The organism is Pseudomonas sp. stari2 (assembly GCF_040760005.1).
GTDB lineage: Bacteria > Pseudomonadota > Gammaproteobacteria > Pseudomonadales > Pseudomonadaceae > Aquipseudomonas.
Genome location: NZ_CP099760.1, coordinates 4,251,159 through 4,271,931, shown reverse-complemented (window position 1 = coordinate 4,271,931; position 20,773 = coordinate 4,251,159). Strand labels below are relative to the sequence as shown.

Sequence of the window (20,773 nt, the reverse complement as noted above, 5' to 3'; positions counted from 1 at the left end):
GACAGCTCCGTTTAGCGGGTTTCGTTGAACAGTTCGCGACCGATCAGCATGCGACGGATCTCACTGGTGCCGGCACCGATTTCGTACAGCTTGGCGTCACGCAGCAGACGGCCGGCGGGGAATTCGTTGATGTAGCCGTTACCGCCGAGAATCTGGATCGCGTCCAGAGCCATTTGTGTGGCGCGTTCGGCGGTGTAGAGGATCACGCCAGCGGCATCCTTGCGCGTGGTTTCGTTGCGTTCGCAGGCCTGGGCCACAGCATAGAGGTAGGCGCGGCTGGCGTTGAGCTGGGTGTACATGTCGGCGACTTTGCCCTGGATCAGCTGGAATTCGCCGATGCTCTGGCCGAACTGTTTGCGGTCATGGATGTACGGCACGATCAGATCCATGCACGACTGCATGATCCCGGTCGGGCCACCGGACAGCACGACGCGCTCGTAATCGAGGCCGCTCATCAGCACTTTCACGCCGCCGTTGAGCACGCCGAGGATGTTTTCTTCTGGTACTTCAACGTCATCGAAGAACAGCTCGCAAGTGTTGGAGCCGCGCATGCCGAGCTTGTCGAACTTGTTGCTGCGGCTGAAGCCTTTCCAGTCGCGCTCGACGATGAATGCGGTGATGCCGTGGGGGCCTTTTTCCAGGTCGGTCTTGGCGTAGATCACGTAGGTATTGGCGTCGGGGCCGTTGGTGATCCAGGTCTTGCTGCCGTTGAGCACGAAACGGTCGCCGCGTTTATCGGCACGCAGTTTCATCGAGACCACATCGGAACCGGCGTTCGGCTCGCTCATGGCGAGTGCGCCGACGTGTTCGCCGCTGATCAGTTTCGGCAGGTATCTGGATTTCTGTTCGTGGTTGCCGTTGCGGTTGATCTGGTTCACGCAGAGGTTGGAGTGGGCGCCGTAGGACAACGCCACGGAAGCCGAACCGCGGCTGATTTCTTCCATCGCCACAACGTGTGCGAGGTAACCCAGCCCAGCGCCGCCGTACTGTTCCGGCACGGTGATGCCGAGCAGGCCCATGTCACCGAACTTGCGCCACAGATCGGCGGGGAACAGGTTGTCGCTGTCGATCTGCGCGGCACGCGGGGCGATCTCCTTGGCGACGAAGGACTGGACCTGATCGCGCAGCATGTCGATGGTTTCACCGAGGGCAAAGTTCAGGGATGGATAGCTCATGGGTCACCTTTTTGGCTTTTTGTAGGGCGGGGAGGGCGGCGGTTTGGCTCTCACCTTTACGTTAACGTAAGCTTGAGACGAGTGGCTGTCAATCACCCTTTACGTTAACGTCAACTTGAGCGAGAGTAGGGCCAGTTCTGAACGGTCGGAGCTGACATGGCTCCGGTCCAACACCCACTAATAAAGACAATAGGGGTCGTCATGGATCAACCCAGTGCAAACCCGCAACGCAGCTATACCCGTGGTTCCCAGGACAAAGCCTTGCTGGCGATGACCATCGGGCAGAAGTTCGACGAGACCGTCGCGCAGTACCCGGACGGCGAGGCGTTGGTGGTGCGTCATCAGCAGTTGCGTTACACCTGGCGGCAACTGGCCGACGCGGTGGATGTTCACGCCAGAGCCCTGCTGGCGTTGGGTTTGCAGGTTGGCGACCGGCTCGGCATCTGGGCACCGAATTGCGCACAGTGGTGCATCACTCAGTTCGCCACCGCAAAGATCGGCGTGATTCTGGTCAACATCAACCCGGCCTACCGCAGTTCCGAACTCGAATACGTGCTCAAGCAATCCGGCTGCCAATGGCTGGTCTGTGCCGGTGCTTTCAAATCTTCGAACTACCACGGCATGCTTCAGGGCCTGCTGCCGGAACTGACCGAGCAATCCATCGGCCAACTCCACAGTGAGCGCTTGCCGGAGCTGCGCGGACTGATCAGTCTCGATCCTCAGCCGCCTTCGGGTTTTCTTCCGTGGTCGCAACTGGCCGATCTGGCCGCCAGTGTTTCCCCGGAACAATTGCGTGAACGCAGCGACAGCCTGCACTTCGATCAACCGGTCAACATCCAGTACACCTCCGGCACTACCGGTTTCCCCAAAGGCGCGACCCTCAGTCACTACAACATCCTCAACAACGGCTACATGGTCGGCGAAAGCCTCGGCCTGACTGCCGCCGATCGCTTGGTGATCCCGGTGCCGCTGTATCACTGCTTCGGCATGGTCATGGGCAATCTTGGCTGCGTCACCCACGGCAGTACGATGATTTATCCCAACGACGCCTTCGATCCTTTGCTGACCCTGAGCACCGTCGCCGAAGAAAAGTCCACCGCGCTGTACGGCGTACCCACCATGTTCATCGCCATGCTCGATCAACCGCAGCGCGCCGAATTCGACCTGTCGACCCTGCGCACCGGAATCATGGCCGGCGCCACCTGCCCGATCGAGGTGATGCGCCGGGTCATCAGCGAAATGCATATGAGCGAAGTGCAGATCGCCTACGGCATGACCGAAACCAGCCCCGTCTCCCTGCAGACCGGGCCATCGGACGAACTGGAACTGCGCGTCACCACCGTCGGCCGCACCCAGCCACAACTCGAAAGCAAAATCATCGACGAGGCCGGCAACCCGGTACCACGCGGCACCATCGGCGAACTGTGCACCCGTGGCTACAGCGTGATGCTCGGCTACTGGAACAACCCGCAGGCCACCGCCGAAGCCGTCGACGCGGCAGGCTGGATGCACACCGGCGACCTGGCGAGCATGAACGACGAGGGTTACGTGTGCATCGCCGGCCGTAACAAGGACATGATCATCCGTGGCGGCGAAAACATTTACCCGCGTGAACTGGAAGAGTTTTTCTTCACTCACCCGGCGGTGGCAGACGTGCAGGTGATCGGCATTCCCTGCTCGCGTTACGGCGAGGAAATCGTCGCCTGGATCAAATTCCATCCCGGCCACAGCGCCACCGAACAAGAGCTGCAAGCGTGGTGCAAGGAGCGCATCGCCCACTTCAAGACGCCGCGTTACTTCAAGTTTGTAGACGAGTTTCCGATGACGGTGACGGGCAAGATCCAGAAATTCCGCATGCGTGAGATCAGTATCGAGGAGTTGCGAGAAAAGCAGGCCTGACAAAGATCGAATGTGGGAGCGAGCAAGCCCGCTCCCACAAGGGGGCGGCGCTGAAAACAGGAATCGTAGAAAGCACAAAGGGGAGCCGAAGCTCCCCTTTAATTTTGTCGTCGCGTGCTCTTTTTTATTATTGAGGGGCGGTCTGTTGTTGTTTTTGGCAACCGTGGCCCTTTACCGCTGTTTTTGGCGACCCCCATCCGGGGTCAAGAGCAAACGTATTTTTTTGAGCGCTGATCTGCTTTCTCGCCAGGCGATCCAACCGATTCGGGAGCTACCTGAAGGTAGTTTTATTGTTCTCTGCCCGGTTGCGGGTCATTCCGAGGAACACCCTGAAAAGCACACCTTCTCCAAAAAAATCTGTTAGCTGCGTCTCTGCCGTGTTGTTTTTGTTATGTCAGAGTCGGTACGTCTTATTTTTATTGGTTTGCTGCTTTTTATTCTTGTTATGCCATAGAGATAGCAGAAGCCGTGCCAGTTTTTAAAAAGCCTTTTAAATCAATGATTTGAGATTTTTGAAGGATTTTTCCTTCAGGCAAAACCAGACAATTTGTTTCCGTGTTACTCGCTTGTGCCCACGTTTCGCGCTCGGCGGTAACACCATCCCCTCACTGTGCGCTACGGGCCTTGGCCACGCGCGAACCGGTCGGGCGACCCAGCACTGCACTGATCTGTTGGCCAGCGGCAATCAAGGCGTCGAGGTCGATACCGGTCTTGATGCCCAGGCCGTTGAGCAGGTACACCACGTCTTCGGTGGCGACGTTACCGCTGGCGCCCTTGGCGTACGGGCAGCCGCCCAGGCCGGCGATCGAGCTGTCGAACACCGCGATGCCTTCCAGCAGGCTGGCGTAGATGTTGGCCATGGCCTGGCCGTAGGTGTCGTGGAAGTGGCCGGCGAGTTTTTCTCTCGGCACCTGTTTCGATACCACTTCAAACAGCCGGCGGGTGGCGCCAGCGGTGCCAGTGCCGATGGTGTCGCCCAGCGACACTTCGTAGCAGCCCATCGCGTACAACTCGCGGGCGACCATGGCCACCTGTTCTGGCGCGACCTCGCCTTCATAAGGGCAGCCCAGCACGCAGGACACGTAACCGCGTACGGTAACGCCGTGCTGTTTCGCCGATTCCATGATCGGCACGAACCGCGCCAGGCTTTCGCTGATCGAGCAATTGATGTTGCGCTGCGAGAAAGCTTCCGACGCAGCAGCAAACACTGCGACTTCCTTGACCCCGGCCGCCAGTGCATCTTCAAAACCGCGCAGGTTCGGCGCCAGCGCGCCATAGGTCACGCCGGGTTTGCGCTGTATCTGCGCGAACACGTCAGCGGAACCGGCCATCTGCGGCACCCACTTGGGCGAGACGAAACTGCCGACCTCTATATAGCCGAGGCCGGCAGCGCTCAGCGCGTCGACCAGTTGCACCTTGTCGGCAACGCTGATGGGCTGGGCTTCGTTCTGCAGGCCGTCACGCGGGCCGACTTCGATCAGGCGTACTTGGGAGGGGAGGGACATGGCATTGACCTGTTGTAATTATCGGGAGGCTACTGCGCGCCTTGCTGACTCTTGAGCGTCTGCTCCAGCGCCTGCACGCAGCGTTCTTCGGCGGTGTCGAGCTCCAGCTTCATCTGTTCGATGTCCAGCAATTGCTGCTCGAGCTGTTCCCGGCGCTCGCTGATTTTCGCCAGCATGCTGTTGAGTTGTTTGGTGTTACCGCTGGAGGGGTCGTAGAGTTCGATCAGCTCGCGGCACTCGGCCAGGGAAAAACCGATGCGTTTGCCCCGCAGGATCAGTTTCAGGCTGACCTTGTCGCGCGGTGAGTAGATGCGTTCCTGGCCTCGGCGCTCAGGGCTGAGCAGGCCTTGTTCTTCATAGAAGCGGATCGCCCGGGTGGTGATGTCCAGCTCGCGGGCGAGGTCGGAAATGCTGTAGGTCTGGCTGCTCATGAAAGCGCTCGAAATAAGGTCTTGGCGCTAAGCTAATGGCAGGTTGACGTTTACGTCAAGTGGCGGGCGCCTGCAGCTTGTCGAGCTTCTTCTCGTGCGCCGTCACTTGCTGGCACAACTCGATCATCTGCTCGCGCATCCAGCGGTTGGCCGGGTCCTGATCGGTGCTTTCGTGCCAGTACAAATGGGTTTCCACCGGCGGCACATCGTTGACCGGCAGATTGAACGCATGCAGGTCATGGCGGCGGGCGAAACGTTCCGGCACGGTCATCACCATGTCGGTCTGCTGCAACACCTGGGACGCCATCAGATAGTGCTGCGAGCGCAGGGCGATCTTGCGCTGGATGCCCATTTTGCCCAGCGCCAGATCGACATGGCCCAGGCCGCTGCGGCGGCTGGAAATATGAATGTGGGTCAGCGACAGGTAATCGTCGAGGGTGAGTTTTTCCTTGGTCGCCAGCGGATGACCCTTGCGCATCGCGCAGACATAACGGTCTTCCATCAGCTTGACGTGGCGCACCTGCGGGTCGGTGTTGAGCGGAGCATCCACGGCAAAGTCGAGGCGCCCGGCGGCCAGTTCCTTGGTGGTTTCCCGGCGCTTGGACAGGAAGCTTTCGATGATCACCGTTGGTGCCAGACGACGCAGACGCTGGAACAGCGGCGGCAGAATCACCGCTTCGGTCAGGTCGGTCATGCTGATGCGGTAGGTCTTGACCGCTTGCGAAGGGTTGAAAATGCGGCTTTCCTGAACCGATACCCGCAGTAGCGACAGTGCGTTGCGCACCGGGCCGATGATGTTCTGCGCCATGGGCGTCGGCACCATGCCTTGGGCGGTGCGTACGAAGAGCGGGTCGTTGAAGGTCTCGCGCAACCGCGCCAATGCGTTGGACACCGCCGGCTGGGTGATGCCGACAATCTGCCCGGCGCGGGTCAGGTTGGCTTCGGTGTAGATCGCGTCGAAGACGATGAAAAGGTTGAGGTCGACCTTGCTCAGATTCATTACGCGGCTCTCTTTTTATAGGTGGATGGCGCGGGTCAGGGCGGCCAGGAAAATCAACCAATCATATATCGGTGATGAATGTTTATACACGCCGAGAATAGGCTAGGTAAATTATCAACGCTGTTCTAGCATCGATTGCATGACTTAAACAACCTGCCGAAAAAAGGTAATTGCTCATGGATTTCGCATATTCGCCCAAGGTGCAAGAACTGCGTGAGCGCGTGACCGCGTTCATGGACACTTACGTTTACCCGGCCGAAGCCGTGTTCGAACGGCAGGTTGCCGAGGGCGACCGCTGGCAGCCGACCGCAATCATGGAAGAGCTCAAGGCCAAGGCCAAGGCGGAAGGGCTGTGGAATTTGTTTCTGCCTGAGTCGGAACTGGGCGCCGGCCTGACCAACCTCGAATATGCGCCACTGGCGGAAATCATGGGCCGTTCGCTGCTCGGCCCGGAGCCGTTCAACTGTTCGGCACCGGACACCGGCAACATGGAAGTGTTGGTGCGTTACGCCAACGAAGAACAGAAACAGCGCTGGCTCGAACCGCTGCTGCGCGGCGAGATCCGCTCGGCATTTGCCATGACCGAGCCGGACGTCGCGTCCTCCGACGCCACCAACATGGCTGCCCGTGCCGTGCGCGATGGCGATGAATGGGTGATCAACGGCAAGAAATGGTGGACCTCCGGCGCCTGCGATCCGCGCTGCAAAATCCTGATCTTCATGGGCCTGAGCAACCCCGATGCACCGCGCCACGCCCAGCACTCGATGATTCTGGTACCGGTCGACACCCCCGGCGTGAAGATCGTCCGTCCGCTGCCGGTGTTCGGTTACGACGACGCACCGCACGGTCACGCCGAAGTGCTGTTCGACAACGTGCGGGTGCCGTACGAAAACGTCCTGCTCGGTGAAGGACGCGGCTTCGAAATCGCTCAAGGTCGCCTTGGCCCAGGCCGGATTCACCACTGCATGCGTTCGATCGGCATGGCCGAGCGCGCATTGGAATTGATGTGCAAACGTTCGGTGAGTCGCACTGCGTTCGGCAAACCGCTGGCGCGTCTGGGCGGTAACGTCGACAAGATCGCCGACTCGCGGATGGAAATCGATATGGCACGTCTGCTGACCCTGAAGGCGGCGTACATGATGGACACCGTGGGTAACAAGGTCGCCAAGAGCGAAATTGCGCAGATCAAGGTCGTCGCACCGAATGTCGCGTTGCGGGTGATCGACCGGGCGATCCAGATTCATGGCGGGGCAGGGGTATCGAACGATTTCCCGCTGGCCTACATGTACGCCATGCAACGTACCCTGCGCCTGGCCGACGGCCCGGACGAAGTGCACCGCGCGGCGATCGGCAAGTTCGAGATCGGCAAGTACGTGCCGAAGGAAATGCTGCGTAGCGAGCGCTGATCCAGCACCTGTTCGGTCCCACTACAAACGTGGGATCGAACAGCGTCAGCTCAGTAAACCCAAACCTCGACCCGCCGATTCTTGATCCGGCCTTCATCCCCGCTGTTGGTCGCCACCGGCATCAGCGCGCCAAACCCGCGCACTTCGCGCAACACCACGCCGTTCTTCACCAGCTCCCGCCGTACCGCCATCGCCCGCAGCTTCGACAGCAAATCCGCCCGGGCCGGGTCATCCTTGGCATCGCCAAAACCCACCAGTGTGACCGCGCGATCGGTCTTGTCATGGTGCTTTATATAGTCGAATACCCGGACCAGATCCTGCCGGGCCTTGTTGTCGAGGCTGGCGCTGCCTTCTTCAAAGCGGAAATTCACGGTCAGACGCTGGGCATGCCGGCTCAGGGATTGATAACCCTCGGGCATCAGCGCATTCGGCGTGACCGAGATGGCATGCACGGTCTGGGCAATAAAACCGTTGGCCGCGACAATCGCCTGCCCCTGGCGGCTTTGCGCAAAATCCACCAAGGCTGCGGCCCATGGATTCTGATTATCGGGTGGCAAATAGAAGAACAGCCGGCGGGACAGCGGATAGTCTTCGGTGGCGATCAGGCTGGCCAGTGGCAGCATGGCCTGGGACTGCCCGTCGACGATTGCCACGGCTTTTGCCTGGCGCACATAAGGCAGACCGATGAAACCGATGCCCTGCGGATCGGCACTGACCGCGTCGGACAATTGCTCGCTGGACTCGAAACGTTTCGCCGAACTGTTCAGGGTTTTCCCACGACGGCTGAGGACCAGTTCCTTGAACGTGTCGTAGGTGCCGGACTGATCATCCCGCGCATACAGATGAATCGTCCCACCCTTGCCGCCGAGTTCTTCCCACGTCTTCGCCTCGCCGCTGAAGATCCGCGCCAGTTGCTCGATGTTCAGCTGATTCAGCGGATTGTCGGGGTGAAGAATGATCGCCAGGCCATCGATGGCGATGACTTGCTCGGCGCCTGGACTTTTCAGATCGCCAAGCGAAACAAGGCTGGCGAGCTCGCTGTCCTTGATCGGACGGGAAGAGGCGGCCAGATCGGCGCTGTTGTTTTTGAGCGCGGAGAAACCGGTGCTGGAACCATGGGCGGCGATTTCCACCACCACACGTTTACCTTGAGCCGTGAGGCCGACGACCCGTTGCTCGTTGGCGGTGTCCGGCGTTTCGCTGTGGACGTTCACCAGCCCCTGTTCTTCCAGCAGGCCTTCCACCAGTGCCGGGCCGAGGGCTGCGCCAATGGTGTTGGAACCCTGGATGCGCAGGACCGGGCCGTTCTCGGGAATGGGCAATGCCGCGGCCGAAACCTGCAGCCAGGCACTCAAGAGAAAGACGAACAGAACGCGCAGGGTCATGCCGGCACCGAATGCAGCCAAGGGGATTGCCGGGGAGATTAAGTCAGGGACGTTTCTGAAAGATGACAGCGCTCAAGCTGTGGGAGCGAACTCCCACAGTGATTCGCGGTGATTGCGCTATCAGCTCAATTCAAGCCAGATCGGCGCGTGGTCCGAAGGCTTTTCCATCCCGCGCAGTTCATAGTCGACACCGGCGGCTTTCACCCGTGGCAGCAAACCGTGGGAAGCCAGGATCACGTCGATCCGCAGACCGCGCTTCGGCTCGTCTTCAAAACCACGGCTGCGGTAGTCGAACCAGCTGAAGATATCGGCCACGTCCGGGTTCAGGTGGCGGAAACTGTCGGTCAGGCCCCAGTTTTTCAGGCGGGCCATCCACTCGCGCTCTTCCGGCAGGAAGCTGCATTTGCCGGTTTTCAGCCAGCGCTTCATGTTGTCCGGGCCGATGCCGATGTCGCAGTCTTCCGGCGAAATGTTCACATCGCCCATCACCACCAGCGGCTGTTCATTGTTGAACTGGCTCTCCAGCAGTGCTTGCAGATCGCTGTAGAAACGCTGCTTGGCCGGGAATTTGGTTGGGTGGTCACGGCTTTCACCCTGTGGGAAATAGCCGTTCATGATCGTCACCGGAACGCCGTTGGCGTCGGCGAAAGTGCCCCAGATAAAACGCCGCTGCGCGTCTTCTTCATCGGTGGCAAAGCCTTTGTGCACGGCAATCGGCTCCTGGCGCGAGAGCAGGGCGACGCCGTAATGGCCTTTCTGGCCGTGGAAATACACGTGATAACCCAGGGCCCGCACTTCTTCCAGAGGGAACTGATCGTCGTGGACCTTGGTTTCCTGCAGGCCGATGACGTCCGGCTGATGCTTTTCGATCAGCGCCGCCAGCTGATGCGGGCGGGCCCGCAGTCCGTTGATGTTGAAGGAAACGATCTTCATGGTCGGCAGTCCTGGCAAAAGGGCGATGCTAGCTGACATGTAGGATCTGGGCCAGCGTGGCGGTAGTCCATATGCGCTGCTAATGTCTTTCGGGTGTGGGAACGATCACTTCAGCCCAAGGCTCGTATAACAAGAACGGGGCCTGTTGAGTCCCGTCCAGGGAGAATCACCGTCATGCCTGAAACCTCGACCGCCATCGCCGACATCCACATGCTCGACCGCGGCTATTCCCGTGAAGCACGATCCTTGCTGTATCAGGCTTACCGTCACGAGCCGACCTTCGCTTATCTGTTCGAGGCCGAGCGTCCGGGTTATGAACAACGCGTGCGCGCGACGGTGCGAGAACTGGTCAAACAGCATTTCCTGCAGGATCTGCCGGCCATCGGCCTGTTGGTCAATGATCGTCTGATCGGGATCGCCCTGATCGCGCCGCCGCAACGGCGTCTGGGTGTTACCGAGAGTTGGGCCTGGCGTTTGCGCATGGTGTTGAGCACCGGTTTCCGCTGCACCCGGCGCTATCTGGAGTATCACGCCGCCGTTGAAGCCTGCGTGCCCACCGATTCGGTTCACATGCTGCCGTTGTTGGGTGTGCATCCACAATTTCAGGGCAAGCACTTCGGCGAGCAGCTGCTGCAAGCGGTGCACAACTGGTGCGCGGTGGATGAAAGCTCCCAAGGCGTGATCCTCGATACCGGCAACCCGCGTTACCTGGAGTTTTACAAGCGTCAGGGCTACGAGGAAATTGGCGAAGTCGCCGTCGGACCGGTGCGCGAGCATGTATTTTTCCACGCCAATCCGCAGGTGTTACAAACTGCAACGGGATGACCGTCGAACTTTTTGGGAAATTTCCTGTTCTATCACGCTCCCAAGCCCGTGATAGCATCCGCGCCTATGAAGTTTCCAGGAAGATTTACCAGTGGCGTGCTCATGCTGTTAAGCAGCTGCGCGGCGCTGGCGCAAAGTGAATTGGATGTGCGGATCAAACCGTCCAACGATGAACTCAAAGCCAATATAGAAGGCTATATCGGCAGCCTCGGCGATCGTGACGAAGAAGCCTTGCAGCGCTTCAGTCGCGGCGCCGAAGAGCAGGCGCGCAAGGCCGCCCAGGCTTTGGGCTACTACCAGCCGCAGATCGACAGTGAAGTGAAGGGCGGAGAAAAACCGCGCCTGGTGCTGAAAATCGATCCCGGCGAACCGATCCGTCTGCGCAATGTGACTGTGCGGGTCGACGGACCCGCTGCCGCCCTCAAATCCTTTCGTGTACCGAAAAGCGACGTGCTCAAGCCCGGTGCAGTGCTCAACCATGGCCGCTACGAAGACGCCAAGCGCCTGATCCAGAATCAGGCCTCGCGCTTCGGTTTCTTCAGTGGTCATTTCACCAGCCAGAAACTGATGGTCGATCCCCGCGCCGGAGTCGCCGATGTCGAGCTGATCTATGAAAGCGGCCCGCGTTATGCGCTGGGCAAGGTCAGTTTCGAAGGCGACACGCCGTTCGATGAAGACCTGCTGCAACGCATGGTGCCGTTCAAACCGGGCGAGCCTTACGACTCCGAGCTGATCGCCGAACTCAACCGCGACCTGCAATCGAGCGGTTACTTTGAAGGCGTGCGGGTCGACGCTGCGCCGACTGCTGCCAAGGACGACGTGATCCCGGTCGCGGTCAAACTCGATACCCGCAAGCCACGCACCATGGGTCTCGGTCTCGGTTACTCCACCGACGTCGGCCCGCGGATCAAGGCCAACTGGACCCGCCACTGGGTCAACCCGCAAGGCGACAGTTACGGCTGGGAGGCCGAATTGTCGGCGCCGCGGCAGAACGTCGGTCTGTTCTATGACATTCCGCTGGATCCGCCGCTGACCGACAAACTGCGCTGGGCCGGTGGTTATCAGTACGAAAACATCGACGGCTCCGACACCCTGAGCAAACTGCTGACCTTCGGCCCGGAATGGCACAGCAAGTTGCCCAGCGGCTGGCAGCGGGTGATCTCGCTGAAGTGGCAGCGCGAGGAATACCAGCTCGGTGACGACTCGGGTCTGAGTACCTTGTTGATGCCCGGCATCAGTTACTCCTACCTGAAAAGTGACAATCGCATCGACCCGCACAACGGTTATCGTCTGACCTTTGAAAGCAAAGTGGCGAAAGAGGGCGTCGGTTCGGACAACAACCTGCTGTATGGCACGGCCCTGATCAAAGGGCTGACCACGGTATTCGACAATCACCGTTTCCTCGGGCGCGTGCAGGTCGGTGGCAGTGCCACCAACGGTTACAACTCGGTGCCGCCATCGCTGCGCTTCTTCGCAGGTGGCGACCAGAGTGTGCGCGGTTACGACTACCAGAGCCTGTCACCGGAGAACTCCAAAGGCGACCGCATCGGCGGGCGCTACATGGTGGTCGGCAGCGTCGAGTACCAATACTCGATCGCCGAAAAATGGCGGGTCGCGACCTTCGTCGATCAGGGCAACTCTTTCAACAAACTCGAACTGCCGAACCTCAAGACCGGGGTCGGTATCGGTGTGCGCTGGGTCTCGCCGGTGGGGCCGATCCGCCTCGACCTGGCCCATGCGCTGGACGACGATGGCGGCATCCGGCTGCACTTTTCCATGGGGCCTGAGCTGTGAAGCGTGGTTTGAAGATTTCCGCTCTGGCGCTGTTGTCGCTGGTGCTGTTGATTGTATTGAGCGTCACCGCCGTACTCGGTACACAAGCCGGCAGCCGTTGGGTGCTGGGGCTGGTGCCGGGCTTGAGCGTGGATAACTTTCAGGGGCGCCTCGGCGGACAATGGAGCGCCGATCATCTGGTGTGGCAACAGGACAGCAGTCGCGTCGAGCTCAACAAACCGATCTTCGAATGGTCGCCGCTGTGCCTGACACGTATGACGCTATGCGTCGAGCAGCTCAAGGCCGATCAGGTCATCCTGCAATTCCCGCCTGGCGAAGAAACCACCGACAGCGGTCCGATTAAACTCCCGGATCTGCAATTGCCGGTAGCCATCGAACTGGGCGACGTTCAGGTCGGCAGCCTGTTGTTCAACGGCAGCGAGCAGCTCAAGGGCCTGCAACTGGCGGCACACTGGACTGCCAAGGGCATGCAGATCGACAGCGTGAAACTGCAACGCGACGACCTGAGCCTGAACCTCTCCGGCCTGTTGCAACCGACCGGTAACTGGCCGTTGAACATCGCCGGTGATCTGACCCTGCCGTCACCGGGCACCGGCCCATGGACGCTTGCACTCAAAGTCGACGGCGATCTGCTCAAGACTCTTAATCTGCACGCCGACAGCCGTGGCTACCTCGACGGCCAGTTGAGCGGCGAGCTGAAACCGCTGGCGGAAAACCTGCCGGCCAAGGTGCGCATCACCTCCGAGGCGTTCAAGCCGAGCGCCGATCTGCCGGACACCCTGCAATTGAATCAACTGGTATTGACCGGCGAAGGCGACCTGAAAAACGGTTACCAATTGCTCGGCAATGCGACGTTGCCTGCGGATAAAGGTCCGGTAGCGCTGTTGCTCAAAGGCAAGGTTGACGCCAAGGGTGCACAGATTGCCGGCCTCGACCTGACCGCCAATGACAAACAGAGCCTCAAGCTCACCGGCAACGTGGATTGGAGCAAAGGCCTCAGCGCCCAGGCCAATATCAATTGGCAGGACTTTCCGTGGCATCGGCTCTATTCCGAGATCGAAGAACCGCAAGTCGCCTTGCGCACGTTCACTGGTGAAGTCTCTTACACCGACGGCCAATACCTCGGCAATTTCGCCGCCGCAATGGATGGCCCGGCCGGGGCGTTCAGCCTGAGCAGTCCGTTCAGTGGCAATCTCAAGCAGATCTTCCTCCCGCAATTCAAGCTCGAAGCGGGTCAGGGCAAGGCCGAAGGGCATGTGAACGTGCAGTTCGCCGACGGCATTGTCTGGGACACCGCGCTGGAATTGTCCGCGCTCAACCCGGCGTACTGGATGGCTGAATTGCCGGGCACGTTGGCAGGGCCGTTGAAAAGCACAGGCGAAATGAAAAACGAGCGCCTGAGCCTCAACGCCGACCTCGATCTCAAAGGCAAACTGCGCGGGCAACCGGCGGTGCTGCAAGCCAAGGCTGACGGCGCGGGCGAACAGTGGAATCTGAATGCCCTGCAAATCCGTCTCGGCGACAACAGCATCAATGGCAAGGGCAGTCTGCAACAGAAGCTCATCGGGCAGATCGATATCAAGCTGCCGCGTCTGGCCCAGCTCTGGCCGCAGTTGCGCGGGCAGATCAACGGTCGAGTCGATGTCGCCGGTACGCTGAAAGCACCGCAAGGCAAGCTCGACCTGCAAGGCTCGCAATTGGTGTTCCAGGACAACCGCCTGCAAAGCCTCAACCTCGACGCCACCCTCGACAGCGCGCAGCGGGCGAAAATCGATCTGAAGGGTAGCGGCATCCAGGCTGGCGACACGAACCTGGGTGTGTTGACCGTCAGCGCTCAGGGCGATATCAAAAATCAGAAGCTCAACCTCGACCTGCTCGGGCCAAAGCTGAAACTCGCGCTGGGGCTGGACGGCAATCTGGACAAAGGCAACTGGCGCGGGCGACTGGCCAGCGGTGACATTCAGGCCGGCGGTCAGGACTGGAAGCTGCAAAACCCGGCCAAACTCGAACGTCTGGCCGACGGCAAGATCAACTTCGGCGCCCATTGCTGGATGTCCGGCAATGCCAGCCTGTGCGGCGAAGACCAGCGGTTGATGCCGGAGCCGAAGCTGCGCTACCACCTCAAGCAGTTCCCGATCGAAAGCCTGGCGCAATGGCTGCCCAAGGATTTCGCCTGGCAGGGCAAGCTCAATGCCGACCTGCAGCTGGACCTGCCGGCCAGCGGCCCGAACGGCCAGATCAGCGTCGATGCCAGCGGCGGCACCTTGCGCATGAAGGAAAAGGATCAGTGGCTGGACTTCCCGTACCAGACCCTCAAGCTGACCAGCAAACTCACGCCGAAACGCATCGACACTGATCTCAATTTCGTCGGTGGCAAACTCGGTGAGCTGATGGTGCAGGCGCAGCTCAATCCGCTGCCGAAGAACAAACCGCTGAATGGCTCGTTCCGTCTCAGCGGGCTGGATCTGTCGGTGGCCCGGCCGTTCGTGCCGATGGTCGAGAAACTCACCGGGCGCCTGAACGGCAGCGGCACGATTTCCGGCGGCCTGCTCGCGCCGCTGGTCAACGGCACCGTGCAACTCAGTGACGGTGAAGTGTCCGGCCCGGAACTGCCGTTGCAGTTGCAGGATCTGCGACTGCAAGCGGTGATCGCTGGCGAATCGGTGCGCCTGGACGGCGGCTGGAAAAGCGGCAAGACCGGGCAGGGCAGCCTCAGCGGCAACGTCGCATGGGGCCAGGCGCTGGTGGTGGATCTGGCGCTCAAGGGTACGCAACTGCCGGTGACCGTCGAACCCTACGCCAAGCTTGAAGTGGCGCCGGACCTCAAGATTTCCATGGCCGGCGACGAACTGGCGATTGCCGGCAAAGTGCTGGTGCCCCGAGGCGAAATCACCGTGCGCGAATTGCCGCCATCCACGGTGAAAGTCTCTGATGACACGATCATCGTCGGTGCGCAGACCGAAGAGGGCAAGCCACCGATGGCCATGAAGATGGACATCGACGTGGTGGTCGGCGAGGACAAACTGAGCTTCGCCGGGTTCGGCCTGACCGCCAATCTGCAAGGTCACGTGCACATCGGCGACAACATGGACACCCGTGGCGAACTGTGGCTCAACGACGGTCGCTACCGTGCCTACGGCCAGCGCCTGACGGTGCGCCGTGCGCGCCTGTTGTTTGCCGGGCCGATCGATCAGCCTTATCTGGACATCGAAGCGATCCGCCAGACCGACGACGTGATCGCCGGTATTCGCCTGAGCGGCAGCGCCGAACAGCCGACCACGCAGATCTTCTCGGAGCCGGCGATGAGCCAGGAGCAGGCGCTGTCCTATCTGGTGCTGGGGCGTCCGCTGAGCAGCAACGGCGAAGACAACAACATGCTTGCGCAAGCGGCGCTCGGTCTGGGCCTGATGGGCAGTTCCGGGGTCACCAGCGGTCTGGCCAAGGACCTGGGGATTCAGGATTTCCAGCTCGACACCCAGGGCAGCGGCAACACCACCAGCGTGGTAGCCAGCGGCAATATCTCCGAGAAGCTGAGCCTGCGTTATGGTGTTGGCGTGTTCGAGCCCGCCAACACCATCGCCCTGCGCTACAAACTCAGCAAAAAGGTCTACCTCGAAGCTGCCAGTGGCGTAGCCAGTTCGCTGGATATCTTCTACAAGCGCGATTTCTAGAGGGCCGGCGTACTGCACACCAGCGAGACACGCTCATAGTTCAGCGCCTTATTGCGTTCCGGCAACGCATAAGGCGCCTCACAACGCTGGCCCTGCCAGTTGATGATGAGCGTGCCGGCATCTGTTTCGACCAGCGCCAGTGCCTTGCCACCAGGGTCAGAGATCGCTAACTGCTTGCCGTTGCCGTCCTCGAGCGACGCGCCAAACGGAATTGGCCGATGCTGGCTGTCGAACAACGCAAATTGCACACGCCGCCCGGTCTTGCTGGCGTAGCGTGCCAGAACCACCGCTCCGCGTCGGGGGACGACTTGCCGGGTCGCATTCTCGATCTCGATATCGCCGCCCAGGTCACGGGTGTCCAGGTTGATCCAGTTCACCCGGTAAGGCTGTGCGTTTGGGACCACGGCAAAACCGTTGCTGGCGGTCTTGGCCCCGGAGTAGCTGGCGATCTTGACCCCCGCCGCACCTTCGACCTGTGCCAGTGCGAACGTTTCGCCCACAGTTTGTCCCAGGTTGATCCCGCCGGCATGGCCCACGACCGAACCTGCCAGGTTAAGGCTCTGCGAGTTGTATCCGCGTCCCTGGCTGTAGCCGGCACTGATGTCCATCACCGAGGTACGGGTGCTGAGGTTCACCGAACCGCTGCCGCCACCGGTGCTGCTGTTGCCGCCTTGCACCGAGTAGTAGGTGTCGCTGTTTTCCGACAGGTAGCCATTGATGCCGACCTGGGTGCTGTCGTCGGCTTTCTGCGTGCTGGCAGATACAAAGGCCCGCGGTGCACGGGGTTTGGAACCCAGCGGGAATGACACGGACAGGTTCAGCAAGGTGTCATTGTTCGACGGCCCATAGTTGCCGACATCCTTGGAGTACGTGGCCCCGATGTTGTAACTCACATCACCCCAATAGTTGCTGTAACCCGCCGACAGGCTTTGCGAACCACCGCGCCCCCAGTAGCGCTGGTCGCTGGCGTTCACGTAGACGCTGCCATATTGCTGGTTGCGTCCCAGGCTCTGGTTGACGGTGAGGTCGGTGCGGGTTTTCGAGTTACCGGTGCGTGGCTGACCGTCGCTGCTCAGCGCTTCGACGTGCTCGGTGAGGGTGCGATAGCCCTCGGTCGAGTAGCGGTAGGCGGCCAGCGTGAAATTGGTGTCGGTACCGGTAAACGTCTTGGCATACAAGGCACGCAGGCTGTTGCCCGTGACGGCCTGACCGAAGGTGCGGCTGCTGGAGTGGGTCACGTCCAGCGAGACCGCACCGATCGACGTGTTACGACCGGCGCCCACGGACAACGCCTGGAAGTTGTCCGACGCCTGGACCCCGACAATCGTCGACAGATTGCTGCTGACGCCATAGGCCAGCGTGCTGCTGACAAATTGCGGCGACTTCTGATCATCGCTGTTGCTGTTGAACTGACCGGCCGAGACGCTGTATTTCAACTGCCCTTGGCGCACCATGATCGGCAGGCTGGAAAACGCTTGCAGCGATACCCGGCGCCGACCATCGGCTTCGATAATCGTCACTTCGAGATCGCCGTTCGAACCGCTGGGGTAGATATCGCTGATTTCGAACGGGCCCGGTGGCACATTGGCGGTGTAGAGCATGTAGTTGTTCTGGCGAATCTCCACAGTGGCACTGGACTGCGCAATGCCTCGAATGATGGGCGCATAACCGCGCTCGCTGTCGGCGCGCATGCCGTCGTCGGACGCCAGTTTCAAGCCGCGATAGCGCACGCTGTCGAACAGGTCGGCATCCGAGAAAATGTCCCCGGCACTGAACTGCCCCTTCAGGGCGGTCACGTCATGTTGCAGGTAGCTGCGATTGCTTTTGAAAGTATTGGGACGGCCGGTGCTGCTGTTGAAGTTCGATTCGTTACGCAACCGCCAGGCACCCAGGTTGATACCGTTGCGCAAGCCGATGTTGTTGGACAGGGTGTTTTCAGCCTGGGTGCTGTTGCGACTGCTGCTCAATTGATAGTTGATAAACGCTGCGGGCACGCCCTCGTCCCACAAGGCCGGGTCGACGTAACCGCGTCGACCGCGTTCCATGGCGCTTTGCGGCACGCTGACCATCAGGCGCAGGCGTGGCACGTCGTAACGCACGTTGGCGTGATCGATCAAGGCGGGCAGGTCCAGACAGGCATCCGGGTCATCGCCGATCAGTTTGCCGGTAGCTTGCAGTTTGCCGAGGTCGACCCCCAACTGCTGCACCATCTCCAGGGTCAGGCAGGCCTCGACCTTGCCCGTGCCAGGGTGGCGGCGGAAGTCGATATCGCGACGGCCGACCAGGGTTTCGTTGCCGTAGAGGTCCACCCTATAAATACCGGGCAGCACGCTACTGGAGGCGAGCAGTGATTGCAGGTCCACAGAGGACGGAGCGCCTTGCAGAAACGATGTATTGAACTGTTCATCGCCATCTGCCAGGCAGGTGCTGCTGAAAACCAGGGCCATCGAAAACGGCGCCCATCCGTCGCGCTTGATTAAAAACATGCAGGAACCCTATATCACCTCCGATACGAACTAACGGAGCGAAGAGAAATACAGTGACAGTGCGGCTGTGACAGCGGCACGAAAGTTATGGGGACTCTTTATTCAAACTGGCTCGGGTCTCGGCGCTGTTGTTGAGTTGCGCGCCATAACGATCTTGTGCGCCATAGTCATTAATGCTGTTGAATAACAGGCGGGCTGTACTTGTGTGATGCAGTTGTTTAAGGCTGAACTCTTTTTGTTCACCTGGCGCAATCATCATCGAATCAAAGGGCCGTTCGCTGAGAGCGCCGGATTGCAGCGTTATCTCGGCAATCGAGACGTGATACTGGCCAGGGTTGTTCACCACCAGAAGGCTTTTGCCGGCGCGTTCGGCCAGGCGCCAGGTCAGTTCGCTCGGTGCCAGATAGGCGTTGTTTTTCAGTTCCGCCGGGCGGAAGAACACCTTGATGCGTTGACGCACGGCCAGTTGCAACGTGTTGGGGGATTTCGCCGCCTGCGGGATCTCCTGGACATTGAGCCATACCACCGACTCCCGGTCGGTCGGCATGCCCGTGCCTTCGTAGATCACCCGCAGTATTTGCTGTTCGTTGCCGCTGACGCGCACCAGTGGCGGGGTGACGGCAAACGGTACAGCGGCGGTTTCGCTGGTATCGGTGTCGATCCAGGACTGGATCAATACATCTTCACCGCTGTTGCGCACGGTGATCCCGGCTTCCTTGTGCTGACCGTCGAAGACCAGACGGGTGCTGCTCAATGAAATGCCGGCCATGGCCTGGTCGGCCATGAGCAGGCCCAGCAGGCCTGCGCAAATGGACAGTGTGTGACGATAGAACATGGGAGGTACCGCGCAATTGAATGAGGGTGCAGGGCCGAACGACCCCGCACCGGACTTGAGTGTTCGCGCGGATTATTCGTATTGCAGCGTGAACGGCAGGGTGGCGTCGCCACGACCGGCAACGGCTGTCGCTACATCAGCGGTGGTGACGTAGGCCGCCGAGAATTTCAGCGTGGTGTTGCTGTCTTGCAGAGTGTTTTCGATCTTCGCCGTGGACGGCGAGCTCAGGTCGATCAACGCACCGTTAGCATCGAGCAGGGCAATACCGATGTTCTTGGCGGCGCCCAGACCGTCGATCAACTTCAGCACTTTGGTGCCAGGAACGATGCCCGAGCCTGCGCCCTTGGTCGGTTCGAAGATCATGGCGACCTTGGTGCCGGCGTTGCAGTTGATCTTCATGTCGAAGTTTTCGACGCTCAGCGTACCGTTGCCTTTAGGTGCGGTGGCGGTACCCATGTCCTTGATCGACACTTCGCCCATGTTGACGGAAATGGTTTTGTTCGTTCCGGCGCCATCGACAGAGCAGGCATCGTTGTTGATGGTGCCGGTGAAGTTGATGGTGCCACTGCCAGCCTTGGTCGGTGTCGGGTCTGCTGCGAGAGCGTGACCGGCAGCGGCCATGATTGAAAGGGCGAGAAGTGCGTGAGACAGATTTTTCATGTTGTTTACCATGTTGGCGGGTTGAAACAACACGATATACAGTGCACTTCTGATGGAGTATCAGACGATTCCTAGAAGTTGTTTTATTGCTTTGTGAAGTTACCTGTTAGTTGAACAGATTGCGTTCTATGCAATAAGCCAGCAAGTCCTGATCGCTGTTGACCTCAAGTTTGCGCATGGCCGATATCTTCTGAGTGCTGATGGTTTTCGCACTTCTGTTCAATCCTCGTGCTATATCACTGACGCCCAGTCCCGAAACAAACAGGCGCAGTATTTCGTGCTCTTTGGGCGACAGCCGGGTAAAACGTTCGTCCAGGTCTGCGCCGTCGACCACCACTGAGGTTGGCGCAGGTTCATAGCCACGCACCGGGTTGCCCCGCGCAATGGCCTTGAGCGCCGTTTCGATTTCGTTATGCAGCTGGTTTTTCTGGATGATGCCCAGCACCCCGAGTTCGTGCAGGCGCGTCAGGATCAGGCGGTTGGAAATCATGGTCAGCACCAGTACCCGGACGGTAGGGTGGTGGCGCGTCAGGTATTCCACCAGTTTCAGACCATCCCCATAGGTTGAGTCGCCGGGCATGTTGAAGTCGGTGATGACCAGATCCACCTGCCGGGTGTCGAGCAGATGGATCAGCTCGCTGGAGCAAACGGCTTCGCCCACCACGCGAAAGCGTCTGTCACGCTCCACCAGCTCACGTACCCCCACCAGTACGATGGGATGGTCATCGGCAATCACAACGTTGAAGGTTTCCATGGGTGATTTTCCAG

General features: G+C 59.9%; 15 protein-coding genes. 5 read left to right on the top strand and 10 right to left on the bottom strand.

The window, feature by feature from the left end; translation table 11 throughout:
* Nucleotides 1-11: 11 nt before the first annotated feature.
* Nucleotides 12-1,175: an isovaleryl-CoA dehydrogenase gene (locus tag NH234_RS19450; RefSeq protein WP_367253937.1), complete on the bottom strand. Its 1,164-nt coding sequence runs from the start codon at nt 1,173-1,175 to the stop codon at nt 12-14.
* A gap of 201 nt (nt 1,176-1,376) precedes the next feature.
* Here NH234_RS19450 and NH234_RS19445 point away from each other — a divergent pair, with 201 nt between their 5' ends.
* On the top strand, nt 1,377-3,074 hold the full coding sequence (locus tag NH234_RS19445) for an AMP-binding protein (protein WP_367253936.1): 1,698 nt from the start codon (nt 1,377-1,379) through the stop codon (nt 3,072-3,074).
* Nucleotides 3,075-3,679: 605 nt separating this feature from the next.
* Here the strand turns inward: NH234_RS19445 and NH234_RS19440 are convergent.
* The 3 genes from NH234_RS19440 to NH234_RS19430 are packed head-to-tail and all read right to left on the bottom strand — an operon-like array spanning nt 3,680 to nt 6,010.
* Nucleotides 3,680-4,579, bottom strand: coding sequence for a hydroxymethylglutaryl-CoA lyase (locus tag NH234_RS19440; RefSeq protein WP_367253934.1), 900 nt, complete (start codon nt 4,577-4,579; stop codon nt 3,680-3,682).
* A 29-nt stretch (nt 4,580-4,608) separates the two neighbouring features.
* Entirely contained in the window at nt 4,609-5,010 is a 402-nt protein-coding gene (locus NH234_RS19435; RefSeq protein ID WP_367253932.1) for a MerR family DNA-binding transcriptional regulator, read from the bottom strand.
* 55 nt (nt 5,011-5,065) lie between these two features.
* The gene (locus tag NH234_RS19430) at nt 5,066-6,010 is read right to left on the bottom strand and encodes a LysR family transcriptional regulator (RefSeq protein WP_289203354.1); all 945 of its coding nucleotides are present in this window, start codon (nt 6,008-6,010) and stop codon (nt 5,066-5,068) included.
* A gap of 176 nt (nt 6,011-6,186) precedes the next feature.
* Between NH234_RS19430 and NH234_RS19425 the strand changes: the two genes are divergently transcribed.
* Entirely contained in the window at nt 6,187-7,416 is a 1,230-nt protein-coding gene (locus NH234_RS19425; protein WP_041075051.1) for an acyl-CoA dehydrogenase, read from the top strand.
* 50 nt (nt 7,417-7,466) lie between these two features.
* Here the strand turns inward: NH234_RS19425 and NH234_RS19420 are convergent, their stop codons facing one another.
* Together NH234_RS19420 and xthA are read right to left on the bottom strand one after the other, a co-directional pair.
* Nucleotides 7,467-8,801 (bottom strand): substrate-binding domain-containing protein, encoded by a 1,335-nt coding sequence (locus NH234_RS19420; protein ID WP_367257210.1) that lies wholly within the window; start codon nt 8,799-8,801, stop codon nt 7,467-7,469.
* Nucleotides 8,802-8,921: 120 nt separating this feature from the next.
* Nucleotides 8,922-9,734, bottom strand: a complete 813-nt coding sequence (gene xthA / locus NH234_RS19415; protein WP_085732179.1) for an exodeoxyribonuclease III — start codon at nt 9,732-9,734, stop codon at nt 8,922-8,924.
* Between the two features lie 174 nt (nt 9,735-9,908).
* On the opposite strand from xthA, the gene NH234_RS19410 reads away from it, so the two are divergent.
* From NH234_RS19410 to NH234_RS19400, 3 genes are all read left to right on the top strand, one after another.
* Entirely contained in the window at nt 9,909-10,559 is a 651-nt protein-coding gene (locus NH234_RS19410; protein WP_085732178.1) for an N-acetyltransferase, read from the top strand.
* A gap of 66 nt (nt 10,560-10,625) precedes the next feature.
* Nucleotides 10,626-12,353 carry an autotransporter assembly complex family protein gene (locus tag NH234_RS19405; RefSeq protein WP_367253929.1) on the top strand — a complete coding sequence of 576 codons (1,728 nt, stop codon included), beginning with the start codon at nt 10,626-10,628 and terminating at the stop codon, nt 12,351-12,353.
* A complete protein-coding gene (locus tag NH234_RS19400) occupies nt 12,350-16,024 on the top strand; it encodes a translocation/assembly module TamB domain-containing protein (RefSeq protein WP_367253927.1) in 3,675 nt (1,224 codons plus the stop codon). The genes NH234_RS19405 and NH234_RS19400 overlap by 4 nt, the downstream gene beginning before the upstream one ends.
* On the opposite strand, the gene NH234_RS19395 is transcribed toward NH234_RS19400, so the two are convergent.
* The 4 genes from NH234_RS19395 to NH234_RS19380 form a co-directional block, all read right to left on the bottom strand.
* On the bottom strand, nt 16,021-18,510 hold the full coding sequence (locus NH234_RS19395) for a fimbria/pilus outer membrane usher protein (RefSeq protein WP_367253925.1): 2,490 nt from the start codon (nt 18,508-18,510) through the stop codon (nt 16,021-16,023). The genes NH234_RS19400 and NH234_RS19395 overlap by 4 nt on opposite strands.
* A gap of 85 nt (nt 18,511-18,595) precedes the next feature.
* A complete protein-coding gene (locus NH234_RS19390) occupies nt 18,596-19,345 on the bottom strand; it encodes a molecular chaperone (RefSeq protein WP_367253924.1) in 750 nt (249 codons plus the stop codon).
* A 72-nt stretch (nt 19,346-19,417) separates the two neighbouring features.
* On the bottom strand, nt 19,418-20,005 hold the full coding sequence (locus NH234_RS19385; RefSeq protein ID WP_367253922.1) for a fimbrial protein: 588 nt from the start codon (nt 20,003-20,005) through the stop codon (nt 19,418-19,420).
* Between the two features lie 106 nt (nt 20,006-20,111).
* On the bottom strand, nt 20,112-20,759 hold the full coding sequence (locus NH234_RS19380; protein ID WP_367253920.1) for a response regulator: 648 nt from the start codon (nt 20,757-20,759) through the stop codon (nt 20,112-20,114).
* Nucleotides 20,760-20,773: the final 14 nt, after the last annotated feature.